Genomic DNA, 24,385 nt, shown 5'->3' with positions numbered 1-24,385 from the left:
GATACGATACTCCTTATCATGTGATGGTGTATTATTCACGATACTAAAGGGCCCTGAAAACCGAAAATGTAAATTGCAGCCATGACGATGATGCCACAGAACAACACATAATACAGGGTAGGTAAAATAGTACGCCGAAGCGTCGCGCCCTCCATTCCAAGTAAACCCACCGTTGCGGATGCAGCTACTACGTTGTGTATGGCAATCATATTACCCGCTGCCGCACCAACCGCTTGCGCCGCGATGATTAGAGAAGGTGAAATATGTAAGCTCATGGCGGCTTCATACTGAAACTGACTGAACATCATATTAGATACGGTATTAGAGCCGGCGATAAATGCACCTAAAGCACCAATGGTTGCACTAATCAATGGAAAAACATTGCCAAAAGTACCTGAAAACAACTCTGCACTGGCGACTGGCATACTCGCCACATCTGATAAGTTTATGCCTGAATTGATAAAAATTCTAACCATTGGAATCGTAAAAATAAGTACAAAACCTGCCCCTAGTACAGTCTTGCCTGATTCTTTAAAGGCACTGTTTAGGGCGCTGACGGGCTTTCTAGTTTGAAAAGCGGCGGCAACCAAAGCACTAATTAGTAACAAGCCGCCTGGTAAGTATAAAGGACTAAAACTGGCACTGATATCTGTCTCACCTAAAATCGAGGTTAGGTCTACTGCTACACTGTTAAGTAAAGACTGAAAGCCTGTAAATACTCTTGAAAACACCAGTAAAAGGGCAACCAGTAAATAAGGGAACCACGCCATAAGGGTGGACATTTTCTTATCACTCAAGGTCAGCGTAATATCTTCTTTACTGACCACTAACTTACCAAGCCATTCACTCGGCCAGTTTTTTTGCGGTTCAAAATCCCATGTGGTTTTTGGTACCAAAAACCCTCTTTTAGCAGCATTAACAACGACAGTAATACTGACCAAGCCACCGACCAGTGACGGAAACTCTGGCCCTAAAAAAACACCGGTTATCACATAAGGGATTGTAAATGCCAAGCCTGCAAAAATTGCAAACGGCCAAATCGCAAAGCCTTCTCGCCAGCTTTTGTTTCTACCAAAGAAGCGAGTGAGCATCATCACCATAAAAAGTGGCATAAACGTACCAATGACACCGTGAATAATGGCGACTTGACTGGTAATCAGTTGTAAAAATTCGCCCCACTGTACTCCTTGTTGTGCCAGTTGAGCACTAATGGCAGCTTTATCTAACCCATCATTTACCCCTATCACAATAGGCGTACCGACCGCACCAAATGATACAGGTGTACTTTGTATCATCATTCCCATCAACACCGCACCTAGCGCCGGAAATCCTACTGCCACCAGCAAAGGCGCTGCAATAGCGGCAGCTGTACCAAAACCAGAGGCGCCCTCAAGAAAGCAGCCAAAGCACCATGCAATAATAATGGCTTGCACACGCCTATCTGGCGATACATTAGTAAACCCAGCACGGATAACAGCGATTGCACCAGTATGTTTCAATGTATTCAACAAAAAAATAGCCCCAAAGACTATCCACAATACCGAAACCGTAATGACCAAACCCTGAATAATAGATGATGACACTCGGTTAAGCGTCATATCCCATATAAAAATGGCAAGCGCAGCGGTAACCACTAAAATGATTGGCATTGTTTTTTTAGCTGACCATTGCAAACCTATCAGAAAAATACCACAGAGAACGATTGGCAGTAATGCCAAAAGCCCATATATTGTTTGATTCAAAATTACATCCTTTTGATTGTGTGATCTTCCCTGAACCAAGTCATCGAAGCCTTTATTTTGACGAACCCATGATGACCAAGTTGTATTAAATATTCACAAATAGGGACTGCTTATTTACTAAATCTGTCTTGTAGACAAAGCTGATCACGACTTGCGACAGTTTATGTCCCAATGTCAAAAACGCCCTGAAATAGTCTACGCCTTGTTAATTCATTGATATATTGCATCAATGGACAATGTTATTTTCCTTTTTTGATATAATCAGAAACACATTACTGCAATTGGAGAACAAGTGTGACCAAAGCTGACGACATGATTTTATTCGTTCAGGTTGTTGAAGAAGGGTCATTTTCTAGAGTCGCTGAAAAATTATCATTGACGAACTCAGTAGTGAGCAAGCGCATTGCGAGGTTAGAAGAGAACTTAAATACTCAGCTGCTTTATAGAACCACTAGAAAGTTGAGCTTAACCGATGCAGGCAGGGCGCTTTATAACAAGGCTAAAATTGCTAAATCCGCCTTTCAAGAAGCTGAAAATGCTGTCACGGGTTACGGCGAAGATATGAAAGGCCATATACGTATAACCATGCCTGTGGTCTCTGCGAATTTCATATTTAGCGAAGCTATTGCCGAATTCTGTAAACAACACCCTGAAGTATCAGTAGAGTTACAAATTACCAATCGATTGGTTGACTTGATAGAAGAAGGATTTGATCTGGCAATAAGGACCGCTGTGCTTGAAGATTCTTCACTCATTGCAAGGCGCCTTATAGATAGCCAGTGGATTATATGCGCGACTCCAGCCTATTTAAAGCAATATGGTACACCTCAAGCTCCTGAACAGTTACAGAATCATGAGTGCTTAGTTTATAAGTTTGATAATACGGCTAACAATACATGGCCGCTATATATAGACGGCAAAGAGCAATTAATATCTGTCTATGGTCGGTTTTATAGCAATCATCTGAGTGCAATTAAACAAGCCGCGCTTAGCGATTTAGGTATCGCTTTTTTACCACAAGTGTTGATCTATGAGGAAATACAGAAAAATACACTCACGCAGATTTTACAATGTTTTACCAGCAAGAAGCTTGGCCTATATGCGGTTTATCCTAAGGTCAGACAACCGGATCAAAAGTTAAAACTGCTCGTTGCACATTTGCGAGACTCATTACATCGGAAACAGGCTTACTATTGCTAAGTAATAGTAAGCCTGTTTCCGATGTACATAAGAGGATGAGTGAAATCAAAAAGCTAATAAGAGGCTGTTACTACTCGCGACATAGCTTGAGTAATTTAGAGAATCACGGTGTATTTGGTACTGTACATTGAGAAAATTTTTATAAGAGACTGACTCGATATTAGATTTTACTATACCAACCGAAATACTGATTCAGGTGTGCTAAGACACCCCATAAAAATTAGCGCGCTTTTAGGTATAATAGAACTCCAAAAACCAGAAATTGATAGTGACTATTATGGCTAAAGTGTCTTTAGATAAGCCCAGCCTTGCTAACTGTCCTATTGCCCGTAGTCTGTCGATATACGGCGATACTTGGTGCATGCTCATTTTACGTGATGCCCATATGGGTCTTACTCGCTTCGATGAATTTCGCAGCAGTTTGGGTATTTCTCCCTCAATGCTCACCAAACGCTTGGCAACATTGGTAGATAAGGGCTTATTTGAAAAAAGACGCTACTCAGAGCTTCCGCCGCGCGAAGAATATCTACTCACTCAATCTGGGCAAGACATATTACCCGTATTATTTGTACTAGCAACTTGGGCCCGCGCTCATAAACCGGGCGAGGAAGGCGTACAGATACCCGTCTTTATAGATTCAGAGACAGGTGTGGAGATTAAGCCCATTGTAGTGGCATAATAAATTAGGACAGTGCATAAGAGGTTTATACTAACCCAAAGAAGGAAAACAGTATGACCACCAAACGCAATCAATATACCCGAGAATTCAAATTAGAAGCCATCAGCTTAGTCGTTGATCATAAGCGTAAAATACCTGACGTGGCCGACTCTTTAGGAATAGGCAAATCCACTCTGCAGAAATGGCTGAGTCAATACCGTCAAGAAATAAATGGCGAAGCCCCTAAAGTCGGCAACGCTTTAACAGATGAGCAGCGCGAGCTCCAAGAATTGCGCAAACAAGTTAAGCGACTCACTATGGAGCGCGACATTCTAAAAAAGGCTTCTGCTCTGCTGGCCTTGGACAGTCTGAACGGCTATCGTTAATCAGTCAGCTTGCAGAGCAAGACAAGCAGGTCAATAAAAACCTTCTGTGCAAGCTGTTTGGCGTGATGAAGAGTAGTTACTACTATGGACTAAAGCCCAAGCTAATTAGCCTTGAAGCCGTCAAAACCAAAGCCTTAATACGACAAATATTCAACGATTCAAAGCACTCAGCAGGCGCTCGTAGCATTGCCGCCATTTTGATGAATAAGCATGGCATCAAGCTGACTCGTTATATGGCAGGTAAACTCATGGCGCAGATGGGGCTTAAAAGCTGTCAATTGAAGACGCACAAATATAAGCACTGTGATGAGGCGCATAAAACCCATCAGAATATCTTAAATAGAAATTTCAGTCAAACAGCACCCAATCAAGTCTGGACGGGCGATGTCACATATATTCGTATCAAAGGCGGCTGGTGCTATTTAGCTGTCGTTTTAGATTTATATGCTCGGCGTGTGGTGGGATTTGCTGTATCAGATTCGCCTGATAGCGTGCTGACCGCTAAAGCGTTGCAGATGGCATATAACAGCAGACTCAAACCCAGTGGCGTGCTGTTTCACTCCGATCAAGGAACCCATTACACCAGTAAGACATTCGCTGAATCCGTGGTCAGTTGTGATGGTATGACGCAAAGTATGAGCCGTCGCGGAAACTGTTGGGATAATGCCCCAACCGAACGATTCTTTAGAAGCTTTAAAACAGAATGGATGCCAAAAGGTGGTTATGAGAATATCGCTGAGGCTAAAAGCGCCATTGCTGATTATATCTGGGGCTATTATCAAACCGTGAGACCGCATACTTTCAACAATTATTTAACACCGCTAGAAAAAGAGAAACGCTACTTTAATAAAAATCTCTTATCAGGTGTCCTAAACTAGTTGACCACTACACATCGTCATTGATAAGAATACTGGGATCGAAATTGGCAAACGTGCTATACAGCTAAGAAAATCATAGCTTATCCACTATCTATAGTGAGTTAGCGAAATGCTTCTTACCAGCAAATCACCACTGAACTTATCCTAACCGTGCTAAAAAACTTATAGTTACTATCTTTTTAGTAGTAACTCACTTATTTTTAAATTATTATCTTATTATTGGATAAGATATGACCCCCTACTCTTTACTCGCGTAAAAGTAAGCTTAAAAAGATTGAACGTAAAAATAACTCGTATAAAACAGGATTGTAAAATGGATGTTACAAAGATGGATGCTGCGGATGTGATGGCTACTTGGGAAGCTGACGATTTACGAATACGCGCTAAATTAGGCCTTGCAGGGATCACATCGCCTGCTAAAATGGTCAGTATGAGTGGCAAAGAACTCTTTGATGCCATGTTTGCCGGAGAATTACCGTCACCACCGATTGGCGAGACGCTTGATTTTATTCCTATTCGCATAGAAGACGGTCATGCCCTCTTTCAGGGTCAACCAGGTGAGCAACACTACAACCCATTAGGTAGCGTGCACGGCGGTTGGTTTTGTACCATTCTTGACTCTGCTGTTGCCTGCGCTATTCACTCAACCTTGCCAGCTGGTAAAGGCTATACCACGTTAGAGATTAAAGTAAACATGATCCGCGCTTTAACCGAAGCAATCCCATTGGTGCGTGCTGAAGCGAACATCATCCATGTCGGAAGACAAACCGCCACGGCTGAAGGTCGCATTGTTGGTGCTGATGGCAAATTGTATGCTCATGCCACCACGACTTGTTTGATATTTGATATGCCGTCGTGAGCGTAGTGACTAATTTTTACTAAAAATAGTTTTAATCATTAGCTAAAAATAAGAGCAATACCATGCAAACATTCGAACGTACGATGACTCTAGAGGGCAAAAAAGCGCGCTATTACGATCTGTCTGCTTTGGTCGATAGTGATAAAAATTCTCCGTTATCTGCTGCCCATTTTTATGGAGGTAATGGCTTTACGACAGGTGTCTATCTACCCCTATTAACCAAGCTTAGTGAGCAATTCACCATCACCATTCTCGCCATGCGTGGCTATTGGCATGACTTACCCACTGTGAAGAAGCTAACCCGCGAGGAAGATGCCGATACACTGATTGATTTTTTGGAGAAAACTCAAGATAAGCCTATCGTCGGTATTGGACATTCTCAGGGTGCGACTGCCACCGCCATTGCCGCGGCCAAGCAGCCAGAACTATTCTCACAGCTGTATTTAATAGAGCCTGTTACTTTTACCAAGTCACAGACCCTCATGATGAACTCAGCACCTGACGAGTTAAAAATAGGTCGAGAACCTTTTAAAAGCACGCAAGCCAAGCAAGCAGATTGGGAAAGTATTGAGTCGTACTACCATCATCTACGAGCACATCGCGCCTTTAAGCGCATTAATGACGATCATCTTTATATCTTTGCAAAGAACAGTCTTGTCGAAAATGATCAAGGCCAATACAGCCTGCTATTCACACCTGAGCAAGAATTAGCAAGCTACTTTGACACCCCTTTCGTCAATGACGCCTTGAGAGATCTAAACGCTCTCAATGTCCCCTACACCATTATCGTTGGTAAACCTTCTATGTTTATTAGCGATGAGGTTCGTAAAGTTTGGGAAGATCTCGTCCCTGTTGAACGCATCATTGAGCTATCGGACAATGGACATCTGCTACCAATGGAAGCACCTGAACAATGCGCGAATATTATTATAAAAAATTTTACGAGCTACTGAGACTCTTTAGGCTAAGCCACCTTAGGCTCAGACTTACTACTCGCATAAATAAAGTAAAGCGCAATAGCCAAGCAAACCAACGCCGCCATTCTACTGACCGAAAGGCTAATCGCCTCATTCCCAAACCAACCAAAATTATCGATCAGTACACTCATGCTTAGCTGACCAAAAATAACCGCTACCGTTGCCACCGCAGTACCAATACGCTGGACCGCAACCACCATAATGACGATGTAAGGTACACCGCACAAGGCGCCAAGTAGTTGCCACTTCGGCACATCCATCAACGTCACAGTATGACTAGGCTCAAAAAAGAAAATGAGCAAGGCGGTTACTACTGCACCCACAGAAAAGGTTAAAAAAGCACTTTTAAAGACGCCGACATTGCCGCCAAGGCGACCATTTAATGCCGCTTGAACGCTCAAAGCCGCCCCGCCAATTACGGCCAATACAATCATTAAAATAAGCATCATCTGGATTATCCTTTTGCCATAAAAATAAGGGCGGCAATAATGAAAAATAAAGCAATAATTCGCTTAATATCTATTTTTCGCTCCATGGTTTCGAATAAGCCATAATGATCTATGATTAAACTCTGAAACACTTGCCCAGCCAGTATGCCAATCATCGTCAGCGCAATGCCAATGACGGGCGTGACCACGGTTAATACCACCACATAAACAGGCCCCAAAATACCGCCTATCAGTAATAAAGGCGGCTGTGAGAAAAACGAAGGACTCGCGCGCGGACTAAAAAACAACATCAAAAAGAATGTCAGAGCAGCGCCCACACCAAAAATACTCAATGTCGCCCACAGCTCACCCACCTCACTTCCTAAAGGCCCCAATAATCCCGCTTCAACGGACAACCCCATGCCACCTAAAACAACAACGAGTATTAATAAAATTTGCATATAGCAATCCTTAATGAGCAATGTGGCGTAGTGTACCGCAGCCTATACCCATTAAAAAACGCTATAATATAGAAATGACCTTTGCATAAGTTGCACAAATGAATACGGTGGATAACATCAGCATAAAAACCTTACTATATTTTATAGCGGTCTTTGATGCTCAGAGTTTTTCGGTAGTGGCTCGAAAAGAAGGGGTGTCCGCTTCTAAAGTGTCACGTATCATCAAGCAGTTAGAAGACGCACTGGGGCAGCAGCTTTTTTATCGTAATACACGGGCTGTCATTCCAACTGAAGCGGGCCGTGTGTTTATGCGCTATGCACACTCCATGACCGAGAGCATGAGTGCAGCACAGCAGGAGCTTCAAGATAGGACTTTAGAACCGGGTGGTTTATTAAGAATCAACGCCCCTGTCTTTTTTGGACAACGACATATCGCCCCTTGGTTGCCACAGCTAAGCGCTCAATATCCTAAATTACAGATAGATTTGACCTTGACCGATGACTTTATTGATCCTCATCATTATGCAACGGACGTTATCTTTAGAATTGGCACCTTAAATGACTCCGCCTTTCATGCGCGTATTTTTGGCCAGCAAACTTATCATCTTGCTGCCTCTCCGGCGTACATACGCACACACGGTAAGCTGCAAATACCAGCAGATCTGACGCATCATAAATCTTTAGTATATAAAGGCTCAACAGGACCGAATCGCTGGCTCTTTAAGACAGGTAGTGAAGATTGGACGCCATTTTTAGCGCCTACTTTATTAATGTCTAATAATGCAGAATCTTTGTTGGTATCTGCACTTAGAGGCATGGGAATTGTGCTTTTCCCAGATTGGCTCATCGGTGAATATTTAAAGAGCGGTGAGCTTATTAAGCTACTACCTGATTATAATGCAGCAGTCAAAACCACACCTCAGCATGTTGCGGCTATTTATCCTAACACTCGTCATATTTCTCTAAATGTTAGAGCACTCATTGATTATTTTGCTAATGTTTATGGCTCGCCCCTTTATTGGCAACTTGATTAAAAAGTGATAGTTTAAAGTTAATAAGTATTCATAGGTTTTATGAGAACAAGGTGCAATACAAAGATGTCATTACACCCATTCAGAGGTATTTCTAATCAGATTATTCATTGTTGAAAAAATCAGGATATTTTTTGAATTAACAAACTATAGTTCGATTTTTTAAGCATACCTTAATAAAAATAAACAGCAGATCAAAATTTTTTAAAATTATAATCTCCCAAGTTAATATTTACGGATTTGAAGGTAAAGGTCACACTGCATCTACTGGTGTATATAGTGCATAGTTGAAGGTTCAAGTTTTCACTAAGGAACCTAAATCACTGAATGCGGTAATAATTATTAATGTGTCTTAATTGGCTTTAATTTCTTATACACGCAACGGTCAAACCTTATCATAAATACAGTCAAATATAAAAAAGACAGTTTATACAAGGTTCATTGAGGTATATATTAATATCAATGATCCAAATTCAGGAATTAAGCCATGCTATTTTTTCATTTAAAATCATCATTGCCGGTATTCAAAAAGGCAATGGCTTCTGCTTTATTAATGGGTACTGTACAACTGATAGTAGGCTGTGACTCACAGCCCTCATCTTCAAATAATGACGGCACTACGCAGACGAATAATACAGATAAAGACATGGCTAAGAATGATGAGGTGGCTGTCAATCCAGCACCTACAGATACGAATGCTATGAATAAAGCCCAAACTAACGAAGTAGCAGATATAGTTGATAAGCAAATCGTAAGCCCATCAGGGTATCAGAAACTAAGCTTCGGTCAGGTTATTACACCTGAACTGCTAAGTAGCCTAGGAATGAGCAAAGCTAAGAGCGATAACGAACAGTGCTACTACGTCAGTAATCCGAAACTGAGCTATATCGATAAAGAGTACGGTGAACGTGCTTCTGTGCTGTACCAAATTATAGATGGTAAAGTTGCTCTGATCAGTATTCAGGATCCAAGCATAGCGTTTTATAAAGACATCAACGTTGGCAATTTAGCCTCAGACGTCATGAAAGCACATAATGATGAGCTCACTTACGAGGTCGATAAATATGCAGTTGATGGTGACTACTATAGCCTGATTGCTAACGTCAATTTTAAGGTGATAAAAGAAAACCCACTTGGAGAATTCTTAAAAGACGAAAATATTGAGCTTAATAATAAACAGGATAATCTGCCGCTACAAATTGAATACCATATTAAGGGTGGTCAAAAGCTGAGTGATTCTATGATTAAGGCGACTGAGTGGACAGCAGACCATAAAAACCTATTAAAAGGTGAGGTAAAAAGCATAGATATTGGTATTCCAGAAGCGATTTATTTGGTGGAAGGCTGCTCTTAAGAAATGAACGTAAAAAACCCAGCATCTAGCTGGGTTATTAGTGAAAGGCCATTTTTATAAGGTTGCTTTGTGACTCATGCTCGATCAATGAGTTATCGCACTCTCTAAAATCGTATACGCTGCTTTGACCCTATCTGCATTGGGATAGTTTTTATTTGCCAGAATGACAATACCTGATTTTTCGGAAGGAATATAAGCGATATAGCCACCAAACCCATTAGTAGCGCCTGTTTTGTTGACCCAGACGTTATTTGAAATAGGCGTTGGATGGTTATCTGTTGTAATGGCTTGAGCCTTTAGTACCACGTCCATTGAGTTACCTTCAAGCAAGGTATCTAGCTGAGTAGGATAAGGGTACATCTCCCATCCTAACCCTTGTGTAAAAGTGCTCGCCTGATAGTAACCCTTTCTATTATTGTCTAACGCTTGCTGAATATCTTTATCCAGCGGCACCAGACCCATATTAGCAGCCATAAAATGCGTCATATCTTTAATGGTGGATTTAATGCCATAGGCTTCAGCGTCTAACATGCCGGGATTGACTCGGATAGCATCGCCAGCAGCATTATAGCCAAACGCATAATCCGCCATTTTGTCATTAGGCACATTGATGAAGGTGTTGGGCATATTGAGTGACGGCAGTATTTTTTCTTCCATCAATTGTGTGTAATCAGCGTTCATGCTCAATGCCGATATATAACCAAACAATCCTATGCTGGCATTGGAATATAAACGCTTAGAGTTGACAGGAAAGACTGGCTGCCAAGATTTATAATAACGAAGCAACTGTTTATTATTTGTAACATCATCAGGTACTTGTAGCGGCAGACCACCAGCGGAATAGGTGGCTAGGTTTATAAGCTTAGTATTGCCAATGGGGCTGTTTTTTAGGTAAGGGATATATTTATCAGCGGTATCTTCTAATGTAAGTGTGCCCTTTAATTCTGAATAACTGGCTAAAGTAGCCGCAAACGTCTTACTGATAGAGCCTAGCTCAAAAATAGTGTCCTCTGACACAGGTTTGGCCGCTTTTTTATCAGCCAACCCATAATGATAAAAATGTGATTGGCCATCAATAATAATACCAAAAGCCATTCCAGAAATATTATGTTCATTCATGAGTAATTTGGCTTGCTGATCAACGGCGCTCTTTAGATGATCATTACTGTCTGCTGCATGTACGGTTGCAGATAGTAATGATGCTGTTACTAAAGTTGTAAGTCCTACTTGATTTAAAAGGGTTTGAAAGGATTTATTCATTATAAAGTTTCTCGTTTATTCTGCTAGATGGACTAAAAATTTAATGCGTAATCTCAGAATGCTGAATCCCCGACAATCTCGGCGATTTGTTATCATGGATTGGATTCTTTAGGGTATACCCCACAGAAACCAATTATAACAAACTCCTGAACTAGCTCATCTATTGCGCGTATCATAGAACCATGTGACCTTTATCACAAAGCTAACTCATAGCTTGTACTAAAACTCCTAAAAAAATTACGGGTCAATTTTATAAGCAATTGAATTTATTGCAATTAATACATGCAACATGTAAGAATACCGGACTCATTCGATCTAACATGTAAAAATATCGGACTAACTATGAATATAGAGATAACCATTTATTTTGAGGTAAGCTTGATCGCAATCAAACACTGACCTATTTTAATCTTCAATTAATTTAATTTGAAATATATAGTTATTCTCTTTATAGGAATGATGTTGAAGTTAATAATGATTTTAAAGCGCTTGCGACGACGGCATTTGATGCAGCACTCTTCTTTGTTACTTCTGACCATATATTGGCTGATACGTATCCTTGCGCACTTAAGTGGCTATGCAATCAATCTTCGCCATAGCACTGACTGGTCTCATCATGAGCTACTCTAAACAGTAATTTAACCCGATTGCGATGGATCTACTGCTCACTAATGTCACGATTAATCCAGCGTAGTAGCTTGCAATCAGGCAAAGTAGTACTTCGCTTTATCCCTCCTCATTTAGAATCTCTCGTTCCTCTTTAACAATTTTAAGTTGTGGCTTGAGCTGCTTTATTTCCTGTATAGCTGCCATAAGCTCAGGATCATATTGTTCTATACCAAAAATCTTGCCTTGATTAGTTTTGTTCTGCCAGTTTGATAAGGTTTGCATCGCTATGCCAAGCTACTTATCAGTGGCTGAAAAATTACCATTATTGTCAGCTAGCTTCTCAACGGCTTCTGCTTTAAATTCTGTGTTATAAGTTCTGATTTTCTTGGTTATGGTAAGCTCCTCATCGAATCGTTAGTTTACCAAATTTATCTCTACGGTTTCTTCAGCATAGCTCATAAGTATCTCAGTTGAGGCTCCTAATAGTTTAAATAAGGGTTGTTATACTCAGGTTATGTCACATATTAAGGTTCATGAACTATTTATTTCTCTCTTCACTATAGATCATTGTTTTTACTAGATAATTATCTCTTTTAACTTGTGAACCTAATTTTAGGTACGCACAAGTTAAATGATGTCTATTTAATGAAAGCTGCATCCGTTATTAGATACCGCGTATGATTCGTTAACCAATTAAATAAACACACATATTTATTTCTGCTAATATTACACACCCTACGTTATAACTATTTTATAAAATGTAAGGTTAAAAGGATTTTACATGCAACTCAAATCATTGGTTCAAAAACTCCATGAACGCAGCCCAAGACTTGGCAAGGCCGCCTCACTGACCACAGCGACAGGTGTTATTACCTTTAATAGTATGCTGGCAGGTCTTCCCGTATGGGTTATGGGGGCCGCCAAAGCCGTCACCGGCGCTGCTATTGCTGACAAAGCTGTGATTGATGTGACCAATTATTGGATTAATAGCAATAATGCCATGATTGACAACATACTGCCGCGTAAAGACTGGCGTATTAGTCTGCCTGACGATATTCATACCGAAGGCAAGTATCTACTGATGAGTAATCATCAATCATGGGTTGATACCAGCATCGTGCAATATATCAGCGAAAATCGCTTGCCATTGACCCGCTTTTTTACCAAGTTTGAGCTCATATACATTCCAGTCATCGGTCAGGCGTTCTATTTTCTTGATTTCCCCATGATGCGCCGACATTCTAAAGAAGCGATTGCTAAGAACCCTGCTTTAAAAGGTAAAGACATCGAAGAAGCGAAACGTGCCTGCGCACTGCTAAAAGACAAGCCTTTTACGCTGCTAAATTATTTAGAAGGGACACGCTTTACTCCATCAAAACGCGACAAGCAGCAGTCTCCTTATACGCATTTACTCAAACCAAGGGCTGGCGGGCTATCGCTTGCGATTAGTGCGCTTGGCGAAGATATAGATGGTATTTTAGACATGACCATTGTTTATCCTGATGGTGTACCGACCTATGGCGATTTGTGGAAAGGTAATATCAAACGCTTGGGCGTCGATGTACGACATATTAAGATGCCTGACGAGTTATTTACCGCTGTTCAAAATGGTGGTTATGAGAATGATGAAGCGATAAAAGCGGAGATGTTCGAATGGGTTGAGCAGATTTGGCAGCAAAAAGACAAGCTAATAGCTGATATGCTGGCTGACTTTGAAAACAAGCCCTCTGCCCTTGATGCTTAATTTATAAGCACTACTGGTATTTTTAAACCAATATAATCATGATTATATTGGTTTTTTAATAGCAAGCAATAACAGTAATGCGTAAGAGCCGCTATTAACTGAGTATTTATAAAGTATAAGCGTCAAATAACTCGTAACGCATCTTGATAATAAAAGGAACATAAAGTGTCACAGGCTCAGCAAGCGTTTGAACCCATTTCTAGTTTAACCACAGAACAAAATACTGCCTTAAAATACCTGACAATAATAGGTTATTTAGAAGGAACCTCATTTTTATTATTACTCTGTATTGCTATGCCATTAAAGTATCTGATGGACATTCCAGAAGGTGTGAGATATATCGGCATGGCACATGGCGGATTATTCATCGCTTATATTGTTGTGCTCATGGGCGCAGCTAGCAAAATAAAAATGCCTATCTGGGCCATGCCAGCCGGCGTCCTTGGCTCATTTTTGCCAATCGGTCCGTTTATATTTGACCATTACTTAAAAAATAGCCTAAAGAAAGGTAACCAAATTGTCTAATGTAAACAGTATTGCCTTAATTATCTACACCACTCATCTGTATAACATGGAGCGCGAAGCCAGTAAAATAGATGCAGACAGAGAGACAGACTATCCTATATTTACTTAATAAGCGCAAAAAAAAATCCGCACCTGAGATAAAGGCACGGATTTTTATAGTTATACTGACTTAAACTGCTTCTTACAGCACTACTAAATAGTGCTAATCGTTGGTTTCGCGATATAGCGTGTTTTGTGACTCTTCTCTAAAGTCTTCATACGTGATGGCAGGCTCTGCTTTTGGTGTAATCACAGCCGCCTCATCATCTGTCACCTGTGTTTTTTGAGGATTAGGCGTTAATGGTTTGGCAGTAGCATTGGGCTCGCCAGCGACAGAAGGTACAGCAGGCATTGTATTCGCATCTACTACGATATTCTGCTCAGAGCCATTCGCTGCTGGCTGGTTGGCTGGGCTGGGCTGGGATACGTTTTCAGCAACAGGCGCTTTAACTGTATTTGGCTCTGTAGACAAGACGCCTGTTGCAATGAGCGTTAATACAGCACCGGCGATTATCAATGAACCAAGCGCCATACCAACGATAAGCGACTTTTTATCACTTGCCTGCTCCGTTGACTTTATCCCTTTCTTTTTTTTCGATTTTTTACTCGTTACGGCTGCTAAAGGTTCTGCGGTTGAAGAGCCACTACTGATAGATTTATAATTACCAGCAATAGTATCAACCTCTATGGCTTCATGGTTATCTATTGACTTATCCGTGTCATCAATGCCATCGCTGTAATCAACATCATCAAGCGATTCTGATGCCGAAAAATTTGCCGCGCTATCCTCTTGATCGTCTGAGAAATCCAGGCTTACCGATGTCGTGCTATCATCAAATGCCTGCAAGCTTAGTGTTTTATCAAGATCGTTTTGTTCTTGTATAGCAAATAAATCGAGTTCTGCAGCACTGAGCGGCTCATACGAGGACAATTTATCAGCATTCTTCAGCGGTTTTAATGGGCTTTTCTGAATAGAGCTTTTTAATAAACCTGCTTCAAAATTGCCACCGATATCAGTATCATTGTCATTATAGGCATCTGTATGACTATTAGCAGGCGTGTTAAAACCGTCCGCTTGCAGACTTTCTAGACTCTCTGTTTCCTCTAGGCTTTCAACACGCGTGATAAAACGCTCATAGATATTGTCTTTGCGATTGCGCCTGCGTGGCTTAGTATTAGCGATTTTGGCTAAATTTGCCTCTAAATCAGCGTCGGACTTGTCTTTTTTGTCGCTCATGAAGTGATACCAAACCAGTTTATGCCACGAGATTGTAGATGACTGTTAGAATTAAGAATAAAGGTTTCTTGTTTGCTAAAGTGTAACACTATCGTTAACGAACAATATAGAGGGTCGCATCACTCGCTTCAAGTATAATTTGAGGATTGCACTATTATTTGCAGTAAATAAAATATATCTCCGCTACATTGAATGCCATGATATTGAGATGTCACGCTACGCAAGCGTTATTATATGACAGATAAATGAGCATAAAATATGGATCTAAAACAGCTCAATGCTTTTATTGCGGTTGCCGAGCTTAGAAGCTTTAGTGCCGCAGCGCAAAAAACCGGTCTGTCACAGCCAAGCTTAAGTCGTTTGCTCAAGCAGCTCGAGACTGACATGGGCGTGATGTTGATTGACCGTTATCACAGACCGCTGCACTTAACAGAGGCTGGTAGCTTCTTTTACGATAAAATCAGTAGCATACTGACGGAGGTAGATACCGTTGTTAGTATGACCCAGCGTTTATCCGCCCCTAGTAGTGCGTTAAATATCGGTTTTGTGCCCTCTATACTGTATGGGCTGCTACCGGATGTTATCGCAAGGCTGAAACAATCCAGCCCTGAGATTGAGGTCAACCTTAAAGACATAAGCTCTTATCAGCAAATGGATGCGCTAAAATCAGGTGATATCGATGTTGGCTTTGGACGTTTTGCCCATCAAGACCTATGGATACAGCAAATACTACTGCGCCATGAGCGCTATGTCGTTGCCCTGCCAAAAGCCCATCCGCTTGCTCATGTGCGTGAACAACGTTTAATCGACTTGGCAAATAACCGTCTGATTCTCTATCATCAAACCCATTTACCGATATCGAATGATAGCACCCATCCTCAATCAGCCGCTGCTGAGCCAATCACAGAGCCTTTACTGTATTTATTTGCGCAGTATGGAATCTCTCCATTTATGACCACCACCGTCAGTGACTTGCAAGTAGCGCTTGGCTTAGTTGCTGCAGGCGAAGGCATTACCTTAGTACCTGCCAGCTTAAAAACCGTACGTACAGAGCAAATTAGCTATCAAAGCCTGATACATGAAAACGTGACCTCACCTATCTACCTACATACCCTACAAGACTTTGTACATCCTAAAATCCCTGAGCTATTGAGCGCGATTTATCATGTCTATGAGCAGCGAGGAATCACTTACCGACGGCAAAAATTTCAGGCTCCACTTTAACTTGGCGTTAAATTATCAGATATTGATGGAGTATTGTGGTATAAAGAAACCCCAAAAAATAGCCATTCAGAACACTTGATATCTATATTTAATTATGCTAACTATCAGGAATGTCTATACAAAAAATAAGTAATAATCATTCTACTAAACTTGTTTGGTGTGCTAGCATCGATACGATGCAAATCGTTTTAGTTATTTTTTTGCTAGAGCTTTGATAAAGCAAAGCTCTACTAAAACGATTTGCTTATGATCATTGGCAAACTGACACAGGTAAGTGATGATTTGCTGTTTTAACTATTTCGAGGTATTCATGACCACACAACCACTCAATAACCCAAGCGCCACTGGCGATACCCTGCCAGCTCAGCAAGAAGGCTTTAGCTGGCGGATTTTTGGTCCCGGTATTTTGATGGCGACGGCTGCTATCGGCGGCTCACATCTGATTTCATCCACACAGGCTGGCGCGTTATATGGCTGGCAGCTGGCGATTATGATTATTTTAGCCAACGTCTTCAAATACCCCTTCTTCCGCTTTGGTACCGATTACGTCTATGATACCGGCGAGAGTCTAATTGCAGGCTATGCCAAACGCTCAAAAGCCTATCTGTGGGTTTACTTTATACTATCCATTTTATCGGCGGTGATTAGTACTGGGGCCGTGACATTACTTGCTGCCGTGATATTGGGCTTTATGCTGCCAGCTTCTGTAGGATTATCAAGTATTACTTTAGCTATCATCATCGTTGCTGTATGTTGGTTTTTCCTGATTGCTGGTCACTATAAGCTGCTTGATGGTGTGACTAAGTGGATTATGATTGCGCTTGTATCCGCAACCGTGATGGCGGTGATGATTGCCGCTGGCAAGCCGACGGTGATGGTTGCTGATTTTGTCCCGGCATCTCCTTGGAACTTGGCAACTTTAGGCTTTATTGTGGCTTTGATGGGTTGGATGCCAGCACCACTTGAGTTCGCTGCCATTACCTCTATGTGGACGTCAGCCAAGAGAAAAGCGGACAATACAACGCATCGTCAGGGCTTGCTGGATTTTAATGTCGGTTTCTTGGTTTCTGCTATTTTAGCCTTGTTCTTTTTAGCGTTGGGCGTTTTCGTACAATACGGCTCTGGTCAAGAGATTCAAACCGCAGGTGTCGCTTATATTGATCAGCTTATCAATATGTATACCGCCACTATCGGTGAATGGTCGAGACTGCTGGTCGCTTTCGTTGCCTTTATGTGTATGTTTGGCACCACCATTACCTGTGCTGATGGTTACGGGCGCGCCAATGCCGAATGCTGGCGTTTGATTAAAGGTGAAGACGAGATTAATAAAAAGCAAATCGCCTTTTGGACCACTTATGCTATCGGTGGCGGTCTGGTGATTATTAGCTTCTTTGCCGGACAATTAGGCTCTATGCTAAAGTTCGCGATGATATCAGCATTTATATCCGCGCCTATCTTTGGTTGGTTAAACTACTCGCTCGTAAAAAACCATAAAAAACTATCCGCCGGTATGAACGCTTATTCGATTGCAAGTCTGGTGTTTTTAGGTGGCTTTACCCTATTATTCCTAGCCAATCTTGCGGGTATCCTTGGTTAAGGATAACTGTTAACCAGTGTAACTAATAATAGATTTAATATAGCAAAAGCCCTTTTAGTTAAACTAAGAGGGCTTTTTTATTGATAATAATAAAGGCCAATAGCTAAAATTGTAACCAAACGTAAATATGAAAGCCTAATTCATAATGACTTTTTATGACTTATGAATACTAATACTGCCAAAGCACTACTTATCAAATACAACTATTCATATTATGGATAATATTAATTAAATTATAATAACTATTAATTTAAATTAACCAATAGTATTAAAACGCCGCTTTCCGAGTAAGGATAAATGGGTATAATCAAGCACAATGATTGAATCTATATGACACAGATAAGATTATCCCTCTACATAAGGACTACGACATGACCCTATCAGCTGGCGCTCGCTTTCGCAGTGCAATGAAACAAAAAAACGATAACAACCAACCGCTACAGATCGCAGGCGCAATTAACGCTTATACCGCTATGATGGCAACCCAAGTTGGTCACCAAGCGCTGTATCTGTCTGGCGCTGGCGTGGCAAATGCGTCGTTTGGTTTACCTGACCTTGGTATGACCAGCCTTGATAATGTCTTAGAAGATGCGCGCCGTATTACCGATGCCGTTGATACCCCATTATTGGTTGATATTGATACTGGCTTTGGTGGCGCATTTAATATCGCCCAAACCATTCGAAAAATGGAAAAAGCTGGCGTGGCAGCGGTACATATCGAAGACCAAGTGGCGCAAAAGCGCTGTGGTCACCGCCCTAATAAAGAAATCGTTAGCATCTCAGAAATGGTTGATCGCTTAAAAGCAGCACTTGATGCCAAAGTTGATAATGACTTTGTGGTGATGGCGCGTACTGACGCTTTATCTGTTGAAGGTCTTGATGCGGCTGTTGAACGTGCCGTTGCCTTTCAAGAAGCTGGCGCTGATATGATTTTTGCTGAAGCATTGACTGATATTGAGATGTACCGTAAGTTTACTGATGTGCTTGATATCCCAGTACTTGCCAACATGACTGAATTTGGTCAGACTGACCTTTATACAACTGAGCAACTATATGCGGTAGGTGTTGATATGGTGCTTTACCCACTATCGGCATTCCGTGCGATGAATAAAGCCGCGCTTAATGTTTATCAGCATCTACTCGATGATGGCACGCAAGAAAAAGTCGTCGATACCATGCAAACCCGTATGGAGCTCTATGATTTCTTAAATTATCATGAGTTTGAGCAGACCTTAGACAAACTATTTGCTGATAATAAATAAGATAGCTATCAAGTAAGACCTAAGTAAAACGATTGTCATCTGAGTTTACTTAGGTACATTTAATTTTTATAAGTTTACTCATTATTAGTTTTAAACCCAAAAGCTACCAACAAAAGGAATTTATCATGGCAGCACAAAACCAATCAGCAAAAGTATTGTCAGGCGCAGGCTTACGTGGTCAAGTCGCTGGCAAGACCGCTCTATCTACCGTTGGTAAATCAGGCTCAGGTTTGACTTATCGCGGTTACGACGTTTCAGAATTGGCAGATAAATGCATCTTTGAAGAAGTTGCTTATCTACTGCTTTATGGCAATCTGCCCACTCAAAGCGAGCTTGATGCCTATCAAACTAAGTTAAAAGGTTTACGTGGTCTACCACAAGCACTAAAAGACGTATTAGAGCGTATCCCAGCGGAAGCGCATCCGATGGACGTTTTACGTACTGGTTGTTCTATGCTTGGCAACTTAGAGACAGAATTGGACTTTGCAGAAGAAAACAACCAAGCAGATCGTATGCTGGCAGTCTTCCCATCAATCATCAATTATTGGTATCGCTTTACCCATGACAACGTGCGTATCGAAACCGAAACTGATGATGAGACCATTGGCGGTCATTTCTTGCATCTGCTCAAAGGCGAAAAGCCAAACGAGCTACATACCAAAGTGATGAACGTCTCGCTCATTCTTTATGCTGAGCACGAGTTTAACGCCTCAACCTTTACCGCACGTGTTTGTGCCTCTACCTTGTCTGATATCCATTCTTGTATCACTGGGGCGATTGGCTCACTACGTGGTCACTTGCATGGCGGCGCGAACGAAGCAGCGATGGATATGATTGAGAACTTTACCTCACCGGACGATGCTGAAGAAAAAATGCTGGGAATGCTGGCGCGTAAAGACAAAATCATGGGCTTTGGTCATGCCATCTATAGCGAATCAGATCCGCGTAACGTCGTTATCAAAGGCTGGGCTGAGAAGCTAGGTAAAGATGTGGGTGATGAAGTACTATACCCAGTATCAGTACGCTGTGAAGAAGTCATGTGGCGTGAGAAAAAACTGTTCTGTAATGCTGACTTCTTCCATGCCTCTGCCTATCATTTCATGGGCATTCCAACCAAACTGTTCACGCCAATCTTTGTCTGCTCACGTCTAACAGGTTGGGCTGCGCACGTATTTGAGCAACGCGCTAACAACCGTATCATTCGCCCAAGTGCCGAATATACCGGTGAAGAATTGCGCTCTGTACCAGAAATAAGTGCGCGTTAGTCTACATTGCTCATTATCTACAATTTAGCATAAGTTCTGATTTTTAAGTGCTTATGTTATAGAGATAACGTTTAACTGTTAAGTCGGACACCTTTATAGGCTTAGCAGTTAAACATATTCATGAATCTAAATAAATTTTTCATATAGCCGATTACCGTTTTTTTAGCAAAACCTAGTGTGATTAATCATAAATGTAAACGATTTTGCTAAAAGAATGACCTTGTTAATAAATACTCCTTATTTTAACCAGCTAACCGCAAAAGGTGACTCATGGACAACGCTTTAGTACAACCGATGAATGAACCATTTAAAAAACCATTACCCGGCACTGATTTGTATTATTTTGACACTCGTGAAGCGGTTGAGAATATCCAAGCTGGCGCGTATGACAAACTACCGTTTTGCTCAAAAGTATTGTGTGAAAACTTGGTTCGTCGTTGCCCACCAGAAGACTTAACGGCAGCGCTCAAGCAACACATCGAAGGTAAGCAAGATTTAGATTTTCCTTGGTATCCTGCCCGTGTCGTTTGTCATGACATCTTAGGTCAAACAGCTTTTGTTGATTTAGCAGGTCTGCGTGATGCCATTGCTGAGCAAGGCGGTGATCCTTCAAAAGTAAATCCTATCGTGCCAACACAATTAATTGTTGATCATTCATTAGCGGTTGAACACGCAGGCTTTGAAGAAAACGCCTTTGAGAAAAACCGTGCGATTGAAGAGCGTCGTAATGATGATCGTTTCCACTTTATCAACTGGTGTCAGTATGCCTTTGATAACGTCAACGTCGTACCGCCTGGTAACGGCATTATGCATCAGATTAATCTAGAAAAAATGTCACCGGTCGTCCAAGTCGTACAGAATAAAGCCGGTGAGCAAGTGGCGTTTGCTGATACCTTAGTCGGTACAGACAGCCATACGCCTATGGTTGATGCATTAGGTGTTATCTCAATCGGTGTTGGTGGTTTGGAGGCTGAAAGTGTCATGCTAGGCAACCCATCCTATATGCGCCTACCGGACTACGTCGGTGTCAAGCTAACCGGCAAATTGCAAAAAGGCATTACTGGTACTGATTTGGTACTTGCTATGACTGAGTTCTTACGCGATGCAGGCGTAGTTTCTACCTATATTGAATTCTTTGGTGAAGGTGCACGCCAACTGAGCGTCGGTGACCGTGCGTCTATCTCAAACATGACCCCTGAATATGGCGCCACTGCGGCGATGTTCTATATCGATGAGCAAACCATCGACTATTTACGTCTCACTGGTCGTTCTGAGGCTCAAATTAAACTGGTTGAGCAATACGCTAAGCAAACCGATCTGTGGGCTGATGGCATGGAAAAAGCTGAGTATGCACGTGTGCTTGAGTTTGATTTGTCCGCAGTCGTCCGTAACATGGCAGGTCCTTCGCGCCCGCATGCTCGCGTTTCAACCACAGACTTAGTTGCCAAAGGCATTGCTCACGGTGAGGGTGATAAATTACCAGAACCAAAAGACGGCTTAATGCCAGATGGCGCAGTTATCATTGCAGCGATTACTAGCTGTACCAATACCTCTAACCCACGCAATATGGTTGCTGCAGGCCTTGTTGCTCGTAACGCCAATGAAAAAGGTTTATTACGTAAGCCTTGGGTCAAATCATCATTAGCACCAGGCTCTAAAACCGTCAAAATGTACCTAGAAGAAGCAGGCTTGATGTCTGAGCTCCAAGAGATTGGCTTTGACGTGGTTGGCTTTGCTTGTACGACTTGTAACGGTATGAGTGGCGCATTAGACCCTGATATCGAAAAAGAAATTATTGATAATGACTTATTCACCACCGCCGTGTTATCAGGCAACCGTAACTTTGATGGTCGTATCCACCCGTATGCCAAGCAAGCGTTCTTAGCATCGCCACCTTTGGTTATCGCTTATGCTATCGCTGGTAATATTCGCTTTGATATTGAAAAAGACTCGTTAGGCAAAGACCAAAACGGTAATGATGTTTATCTAAAAGACATCTGGTTTGACGATGACGAAGTCGATGCTATCGTTGCCAAAGCAGTTAAGCCTGAGCAGTTCAATGCTGTTTATATTCCAATGTTTGATGAAGCTAAAAAAGACACAGGTAAAGCGTTAAGCCCACTCTATGACTGGCGTGAACAAACTACTTATATCCGCCGTCCGCCGTATTGGGAAGGTAAAATGGCAGCGATGAATAAGCTAAAAGGTATGCGCCCGTTAGCGGTGCTTGGTGATAACATTACCACCGACCATTTATCGCCATCTAATGCCATCTTGGGTGCATCAGCTGCTGGCGAGTACCTTGATACTATGGGTTTACCAAGCGAGGACTATAACTCTTACGCGACCCATCGCGGCGACCACTTAACCGCGCAGCGTGCAACCTTTGCCAATCCTAAGCTATTGAATGAGATGGTACGTGACGAGACAGGTGAAGTCGTACAAGGCTCATTGGCTAGAGTTGAGCCTGAAGGTCAAGTTATGCGCATGTGGGAAGCGATAGAAACCTATATGAACCGTGAACAGCCGCTTATCATCATCGCCGGTGACGGCTATGGTCAAGGCTCAAGCCGCGATTGGGCTGCCAAAGGTGTACGTTTAGCAGGCGTTGAAGTCGTCGTTGCTGAAGATTTTGAGCGTATCCATCGTCAAAACTTAGTTGGTATGGGCGCACTACCTTTGCAATTTAAAGAAGGTGTCAATCGTAACACCCTAAATATCGATGGTACTGAAATATTCGATATCGAAGGCGAAGTGTCGGCTGGTGGTGAGATGACATTGGTTATTAACCGTAAAGACGGCATAGTCGATAAGGTCTCAGTGAAATGTCGTTTAGATACCGCTGATGAAGTTAAAATGTATAACGCTGGCGGCATGCTACAGCGCTTTGCCAAAGAGTTTATCGATGGCACGCTAGATATTGCGTAATCCTCATAAGTTCTGAGCCATAAAAGAGCCGATGTTGTATAGAGTGTCTATATGGCATCGGTTTTTTAATGTTTAGAGGTGACAAATAATGAGACTAGCGCTTTAGAGCGATTATTAAAGTATTAATTTAACATCACGATAAAAGTTCTCATGCGTGCCAATCATTAATAAGGTGAGGACAAGCTGACCATCATCAATTTGATAGGCCAATAAGGTTAGCTGCTTTAGCATCTTAAACTTATAGATACGTACAGAGGATAAATCACCTACTTTCTGTATACCTAAATTAGTGTTATCCATTAAGGTACGTACAGCAGCATCTAGATCGGCTTTCTGATTTTTATGTAATTTTTTAACGGCTTTTTTAAAGCTATGTGATTGAACAACACTTAAAGATTGAGTCATCATTTATCCAAAAAAGATTATCCGAATTCGTAAGGCTCGACCATGCCAGCATCCACTTCTGCTTGTGCAATTAATAGCTTACTAACAAACTCATAGGATAAATCAGGATTGTCTTCCATAATTTGTCCAATGGTTGCCCAATGTTCTATTTGCTTTGGTGGGGTACGATGTTGTGCTTTTGAGATCGCATAGGCTTTATCAACCAGCGCTTTATTAAGACGTATGCTTGCAGTAGACATAGGATTCTCCTTATTCAAGACCATTAACCTTTGTGGTATTTTACCACAGATCTAATGTATTAACGATTATCATTCTG

22 protein-coding genes and 1 pseudogene are annotated in these 24,385 nt (G+C 41.7%); 15 read left to right on the top strand and 8 right to left on the bottom strand.

Annotated elements, in window-relative coordinates; genetic code table 11:
- Positions 1–35 precede the first annotated feature (35 nt).
- Complete coding sequence (locus ACMHKH_RS02025) at positions 36–1,742, bottom strand: L-lactate permease (RefSeq protein WP_413519014.1); 1,707 nt, start codon at positions 1,740–1,742, stop codon at positions 36–38.
- Positions 1,743–2,036: 294 nt separating this feature from the next.
- On the opposite strand from ACMHKH_RS02025, the gene ACMHKH_RS02020 reads away from it, so the two are divergent.
- From ACMHKH_RS02020 to ACMHKH_RS01995, 6 genes are all read left to right on the top strand, one after another.
- A complete protein-coding gene (locus ACMHKH_RS02020) occupies positions 2,037–2,942 on the top strand; it encodes a LysR family transcriptional regulator (protein WP_413519013.1) in 906 nt (301 codons plus the stop codon).
- A 277-nt stretch (positions 2,943–3,219) separates the two neighbouring features.
- Positions 3,220–3,621, top strand: a complete 402-nt coding sequence (locus tag ACMHKH_RS02015) for a winged helix-turn-helix transcriptional regulator (RefSeq protein WP_413519012.1) — start codon at positions 3,220–3,222, stop codon at positions 3,619–3,621.
- A gap of 53 nt (positions 3,622–3,674) precedes the next feature.
- Positions 3,675–3,986: a transposase gene (locus ACMHKH_RS02010; protein WP_413519011.1), complete on the top strand. Its 312-nt coding sequence runs from the start codon at positions 3,675–3,677 to the stop codon at positions 3,984–3,986.
- Positions 3,986–4,864 (top strand): IS3 family transposase, encoded by an 879-nt coding sequence (locus ACMHKH_RS02005; protein ID WP_413519058.1) that lies wholly within the window; start codon positions 3,986–3,988, stop codon positions 4,862–4,864. The genes ACMHKH_RS02010 and ACMHKH_RS02005 overlap by 1 nt, the downstream gene beginning before the upstream one ends.
- A 313-nt stretch (positions 4,865–5,177) precedes the next feature.
- Positions 5,178–5,723 carry a PaaI family thioesterase gene (locus tag ACMHKH_RS02000; RefSeq protein ID WP_413519010.1) on the top strand — a complete coding sequence of 182 codons (546 nt, stop codon included), beginning with the start codon at positions 5,178–5,180 and terminating at the stop codon, positions 5,721–5,723.
- Between the two features lie 62 nt (positions 5,724–5,785).
- Positions 5,786–6,676, top strand: a complete 891-nt coding sequence (locus tag ACMHKH_RS01995; protein ID WP_413519009.1) for an alpha/beta fold hydrolase — start codon at positions 5,786–5,788, stop codon at positions 6,674–6,676.
- A gap of 11 nt (positions 6,677–6,687) precedes the next feature.
- On the opposite strand, the gene ACMHKH_RS01990 is transcribed toward ACMHKH_RS01995, so the two are convergent.
- Both ACMHKH_RS01990 and ACMHKH_RS01985 read right to left on the bottom strand, forming a co-directional pair.
- Complete coding sequence (locus ACMHKH_RS01990; protein ID WP_413519057.1) at positions 6,688–7,146, bottom strand: DMT family transporter; 459 nt, start codon at positions 7,144–7,146, stop codon at positions 6,688–6,690.
- Between the two features lie 8 nt (positions 7,147–7,154).
- Positions 7,155–7,589 (bottom strand): DMT family transporter, encoded by a 435-nt coding sequence (locus tag ACMHKH_RS01985; RefSeq protein ID WP_413519008.1) that lies wholly within the window; start codon positions 7,587–7,589, stop codon positions 7,155–7,157.
- 98 nt (positions 7,590–7,687) lie between these two features.
- Between ACMHKH_RS01985 and ACMHKH_RS01980 the strand changes: the two genes are divergently transcribed.
- Both ACMHKH_RS01980 and ACMHKH_RS01975 read left to right on the top strand, forming a co-directional pair.
- The gene (locus tag ACMHKH_RS01980) at positions 7,688–8,623 is read left to right on the top strand and encodes a LysR substrate-binding domain-containing protein (protein ID WP_413519007.1); all 936 of its coding nucleotides are present in this window, start codon (positions 7,688–7,690) and stop codon (positions 8,621–8,623) included.
- Between the two features lie 484 nt (positions 8,624–9,107).
- Positions 9,108–9,974 (top strand): hypothetical protein, encoded by an 867-nt coding sequence (locus tag ACMHKH_RS01975; protein WP_413519006.1) that lies wholly within the window; start codon positions 9,108–9,110, stop codon positions 9,972–9,974.
- A gap of 84 nt (positions 9,975–10,058) precedes the next feature.
- Here ACMHKH_RS01975 and ampC read toward each other — a convergent pair whose 3' ends face one another.
- Together ampC and ACMHKH_RS01965 are read right to left on the bottom strand one after the other, a co-directional pair.
- Complete coding sequence (ampC, locus tag ACMHKH_RS01970; protein WP_413519005.1) at positions 10,059–11,234, bottom strand: class C beta-lactamase; 1,176 nt, start codon at positions 11,232–11,234, stop codon at positions 10,059–10,061.
- Between the two features lie 461 nt (positions 11,235–11,695).
- Positions 11,696–12,236 (bottom strand): annotated as a pseudogene (locus tag ACMHKH_RS01965) (transposase); the annotation flags it as partial.
- A gap of 388 nt (positions 12,237–12,624) precedes the next feature.
- Here ACMHKH_RS01965 and ACMHKH_RS01960 point away from each other — a divergent pair.
- Both ACMHKH_RS01960 and ACMHKH_RS01955 read left to right on the top strand, forming a co-directional pair.
- Positions 12,625–13,587 carry an acyltransferase gene (locus tag ACMHKH_RS01960; RefSeq protein WP_413519004.1) on the top strand — a complete coding sequence of 321 codons (963 nt, stop codon included), beginning with the start codon at positions 12,625–12,627 and terminating at the stop codon, positions 13,585–13,587.
- Positions 13,588–13,752: 165 nt separating this feature from the next.
- Entirely contained in the window at positions 13,753–14,112 is a 360-nt protein-coding gene (locus tag ACMHKH_RS01955) for a DUF3817 domain-containing protein (RefSeq protein WP_413519003.1), read from the top strand.
- Between the two features lie 202 nt (positions 14,113–14,314).
- Here ACMHKH_RS01955 and ACMHKH_RS01950 read toward each other — a convergent pair whose 3' ends face one another.
- The gene (locus ACMHKH_RS01950) at positions 14,315–15,388 is read right to left on the bottom strand and encodes a hypothetical protein (protein WP_413519002.1); all 1,074 of its coding nucleotides are present in this window, start codon (positions 15,386–15,388) and stop codon (positions 14,315–14,317) included.
- A gap of 258 nt (positions 15,389–15,646) precedes the next feature.
- Here ACMHKH_RS01950 and ACMHKH_RS01945 point away from each other — a divergent pair, with 258 nt between their 5' ends.
- The 5 genes from ACMHKH_RS01945 to acnD all read left to right on the top strand — a co-directional run bounded on the left by ACMHKH_RS01945 (position 15,647) and on the right by acnD (position 23,664).
- The gene (locus tag ACMHKH_RS01945; RefSeq protein ID WP_413519001.1) at positions 15,647–16,612 is read left to right on the top strand and encodes a LysR substrate-binding domain-containing protein; all 966 of its coding nucleotides are present in this window, start codon (positions 15,647–15,649) and stop codon (positions 16,610–16,612) included.
- 310 nt (positions 16,613–16,922) lie between these two features.
- Positions 16,923–18,209: an NRAMP family divalent metal transporter gene (locus ACMHKH_RS01940; protein ID WP_413519000.1), complete on the top strand. Its 1,287-nt coding sequence runs from the start codon at positions 16,923–16,925 to the stop codon at positions 18,207–18,209.
- A 371-nt stretch (positions 18,210–18,580) separates the two neighbouring features.
- Positions 18,581–19,471 (top strand): methylisocitrate lyase, encoded by an 891-nt coding sequence (prpB, locus tag ACMHKH_RS01935; protein WP_413518999.1) that lies wholly within the window; start codon positions 18,581–18,583, stop codon positions 19,469–19,471.
- A gap of 125 nt (positions 19,472–19,596) precedes the next feature.
- The gene (gene prpC / locus ACMHKH_RS01930; protein WP_413518998.1) at positions 19,597–20,736 is read left to right on the top strand and encodes a 2-methylcitrate synthase; all 1,140 of its coding nucleotides are present in this window, start codon (positions 19,597–19,599) and stop codon (positions 20,734–20,736) included.
- 294 nt (positions 20,737–21,030) lie between these two features.
- On the top strand, positions 21,031–23,664 hold the full coding sequence (acnD, locus tag ACMHKH_RS01925; protein ID WP_413519056.1) for a Fe/S-dependent 2-methylisocitrate dehydratase AcnD: 2,634 nt from the start codon (positions 21,031–21,033) through the stop codon (positions 23,662–23,664).
- Between the two features lie 114 nt (positions 23,665–23,778).
- Here the strand turns inward: acnD and ACMHKH_RS01920 are convergent, their stop codons facing one another.
- The gene (locus ACMHKH_RS01920; protein ID WP_413518997.1) at positions 23,779–24,069 is read right to left on the bottom strand and encodes a type II toxin-antitoxin system RelE/ParE family toxin; all 291 of its coding nucleotides are present in this window, start codon (positions 24,067–24,069) and stop codon (positions 23,779–23,781) included.
- Between the two features lie 17 nt (positions 24,070–24,086).
- Positions 24,087–24,308 carry a TA system antitoxin ParD family protein gene (locus ACMHKH_RS01915; RefSeq protein ID WP_413518996.1) on the bottom strand — a complete coding sequence of 74 codons (222 nt, stop codon included), beginning with the start codon at positions 24,306–24,308 and terminating at the stop codon, positions 24,087–24,089.
- Between the last annotated feature and the right edge of the window lie 77 nt (positions 24,309–24,385).

Origin of the sequence: Psychrobacter glacincola, from assembly GCF_965118485.1 — a bacterium.
GTDB lineage: Bacteria > Pseudomonadota > Gammaproteobacteria > Pseudomonadales > Moraxellaceae > Psychrobacter > Psychrobacter glacincola_D.
The sequence above is the reverse complement of the archived record's forward strand: the minus strand, read 5'-3'. Positions and strand labels throughout refer to the sequence as shown.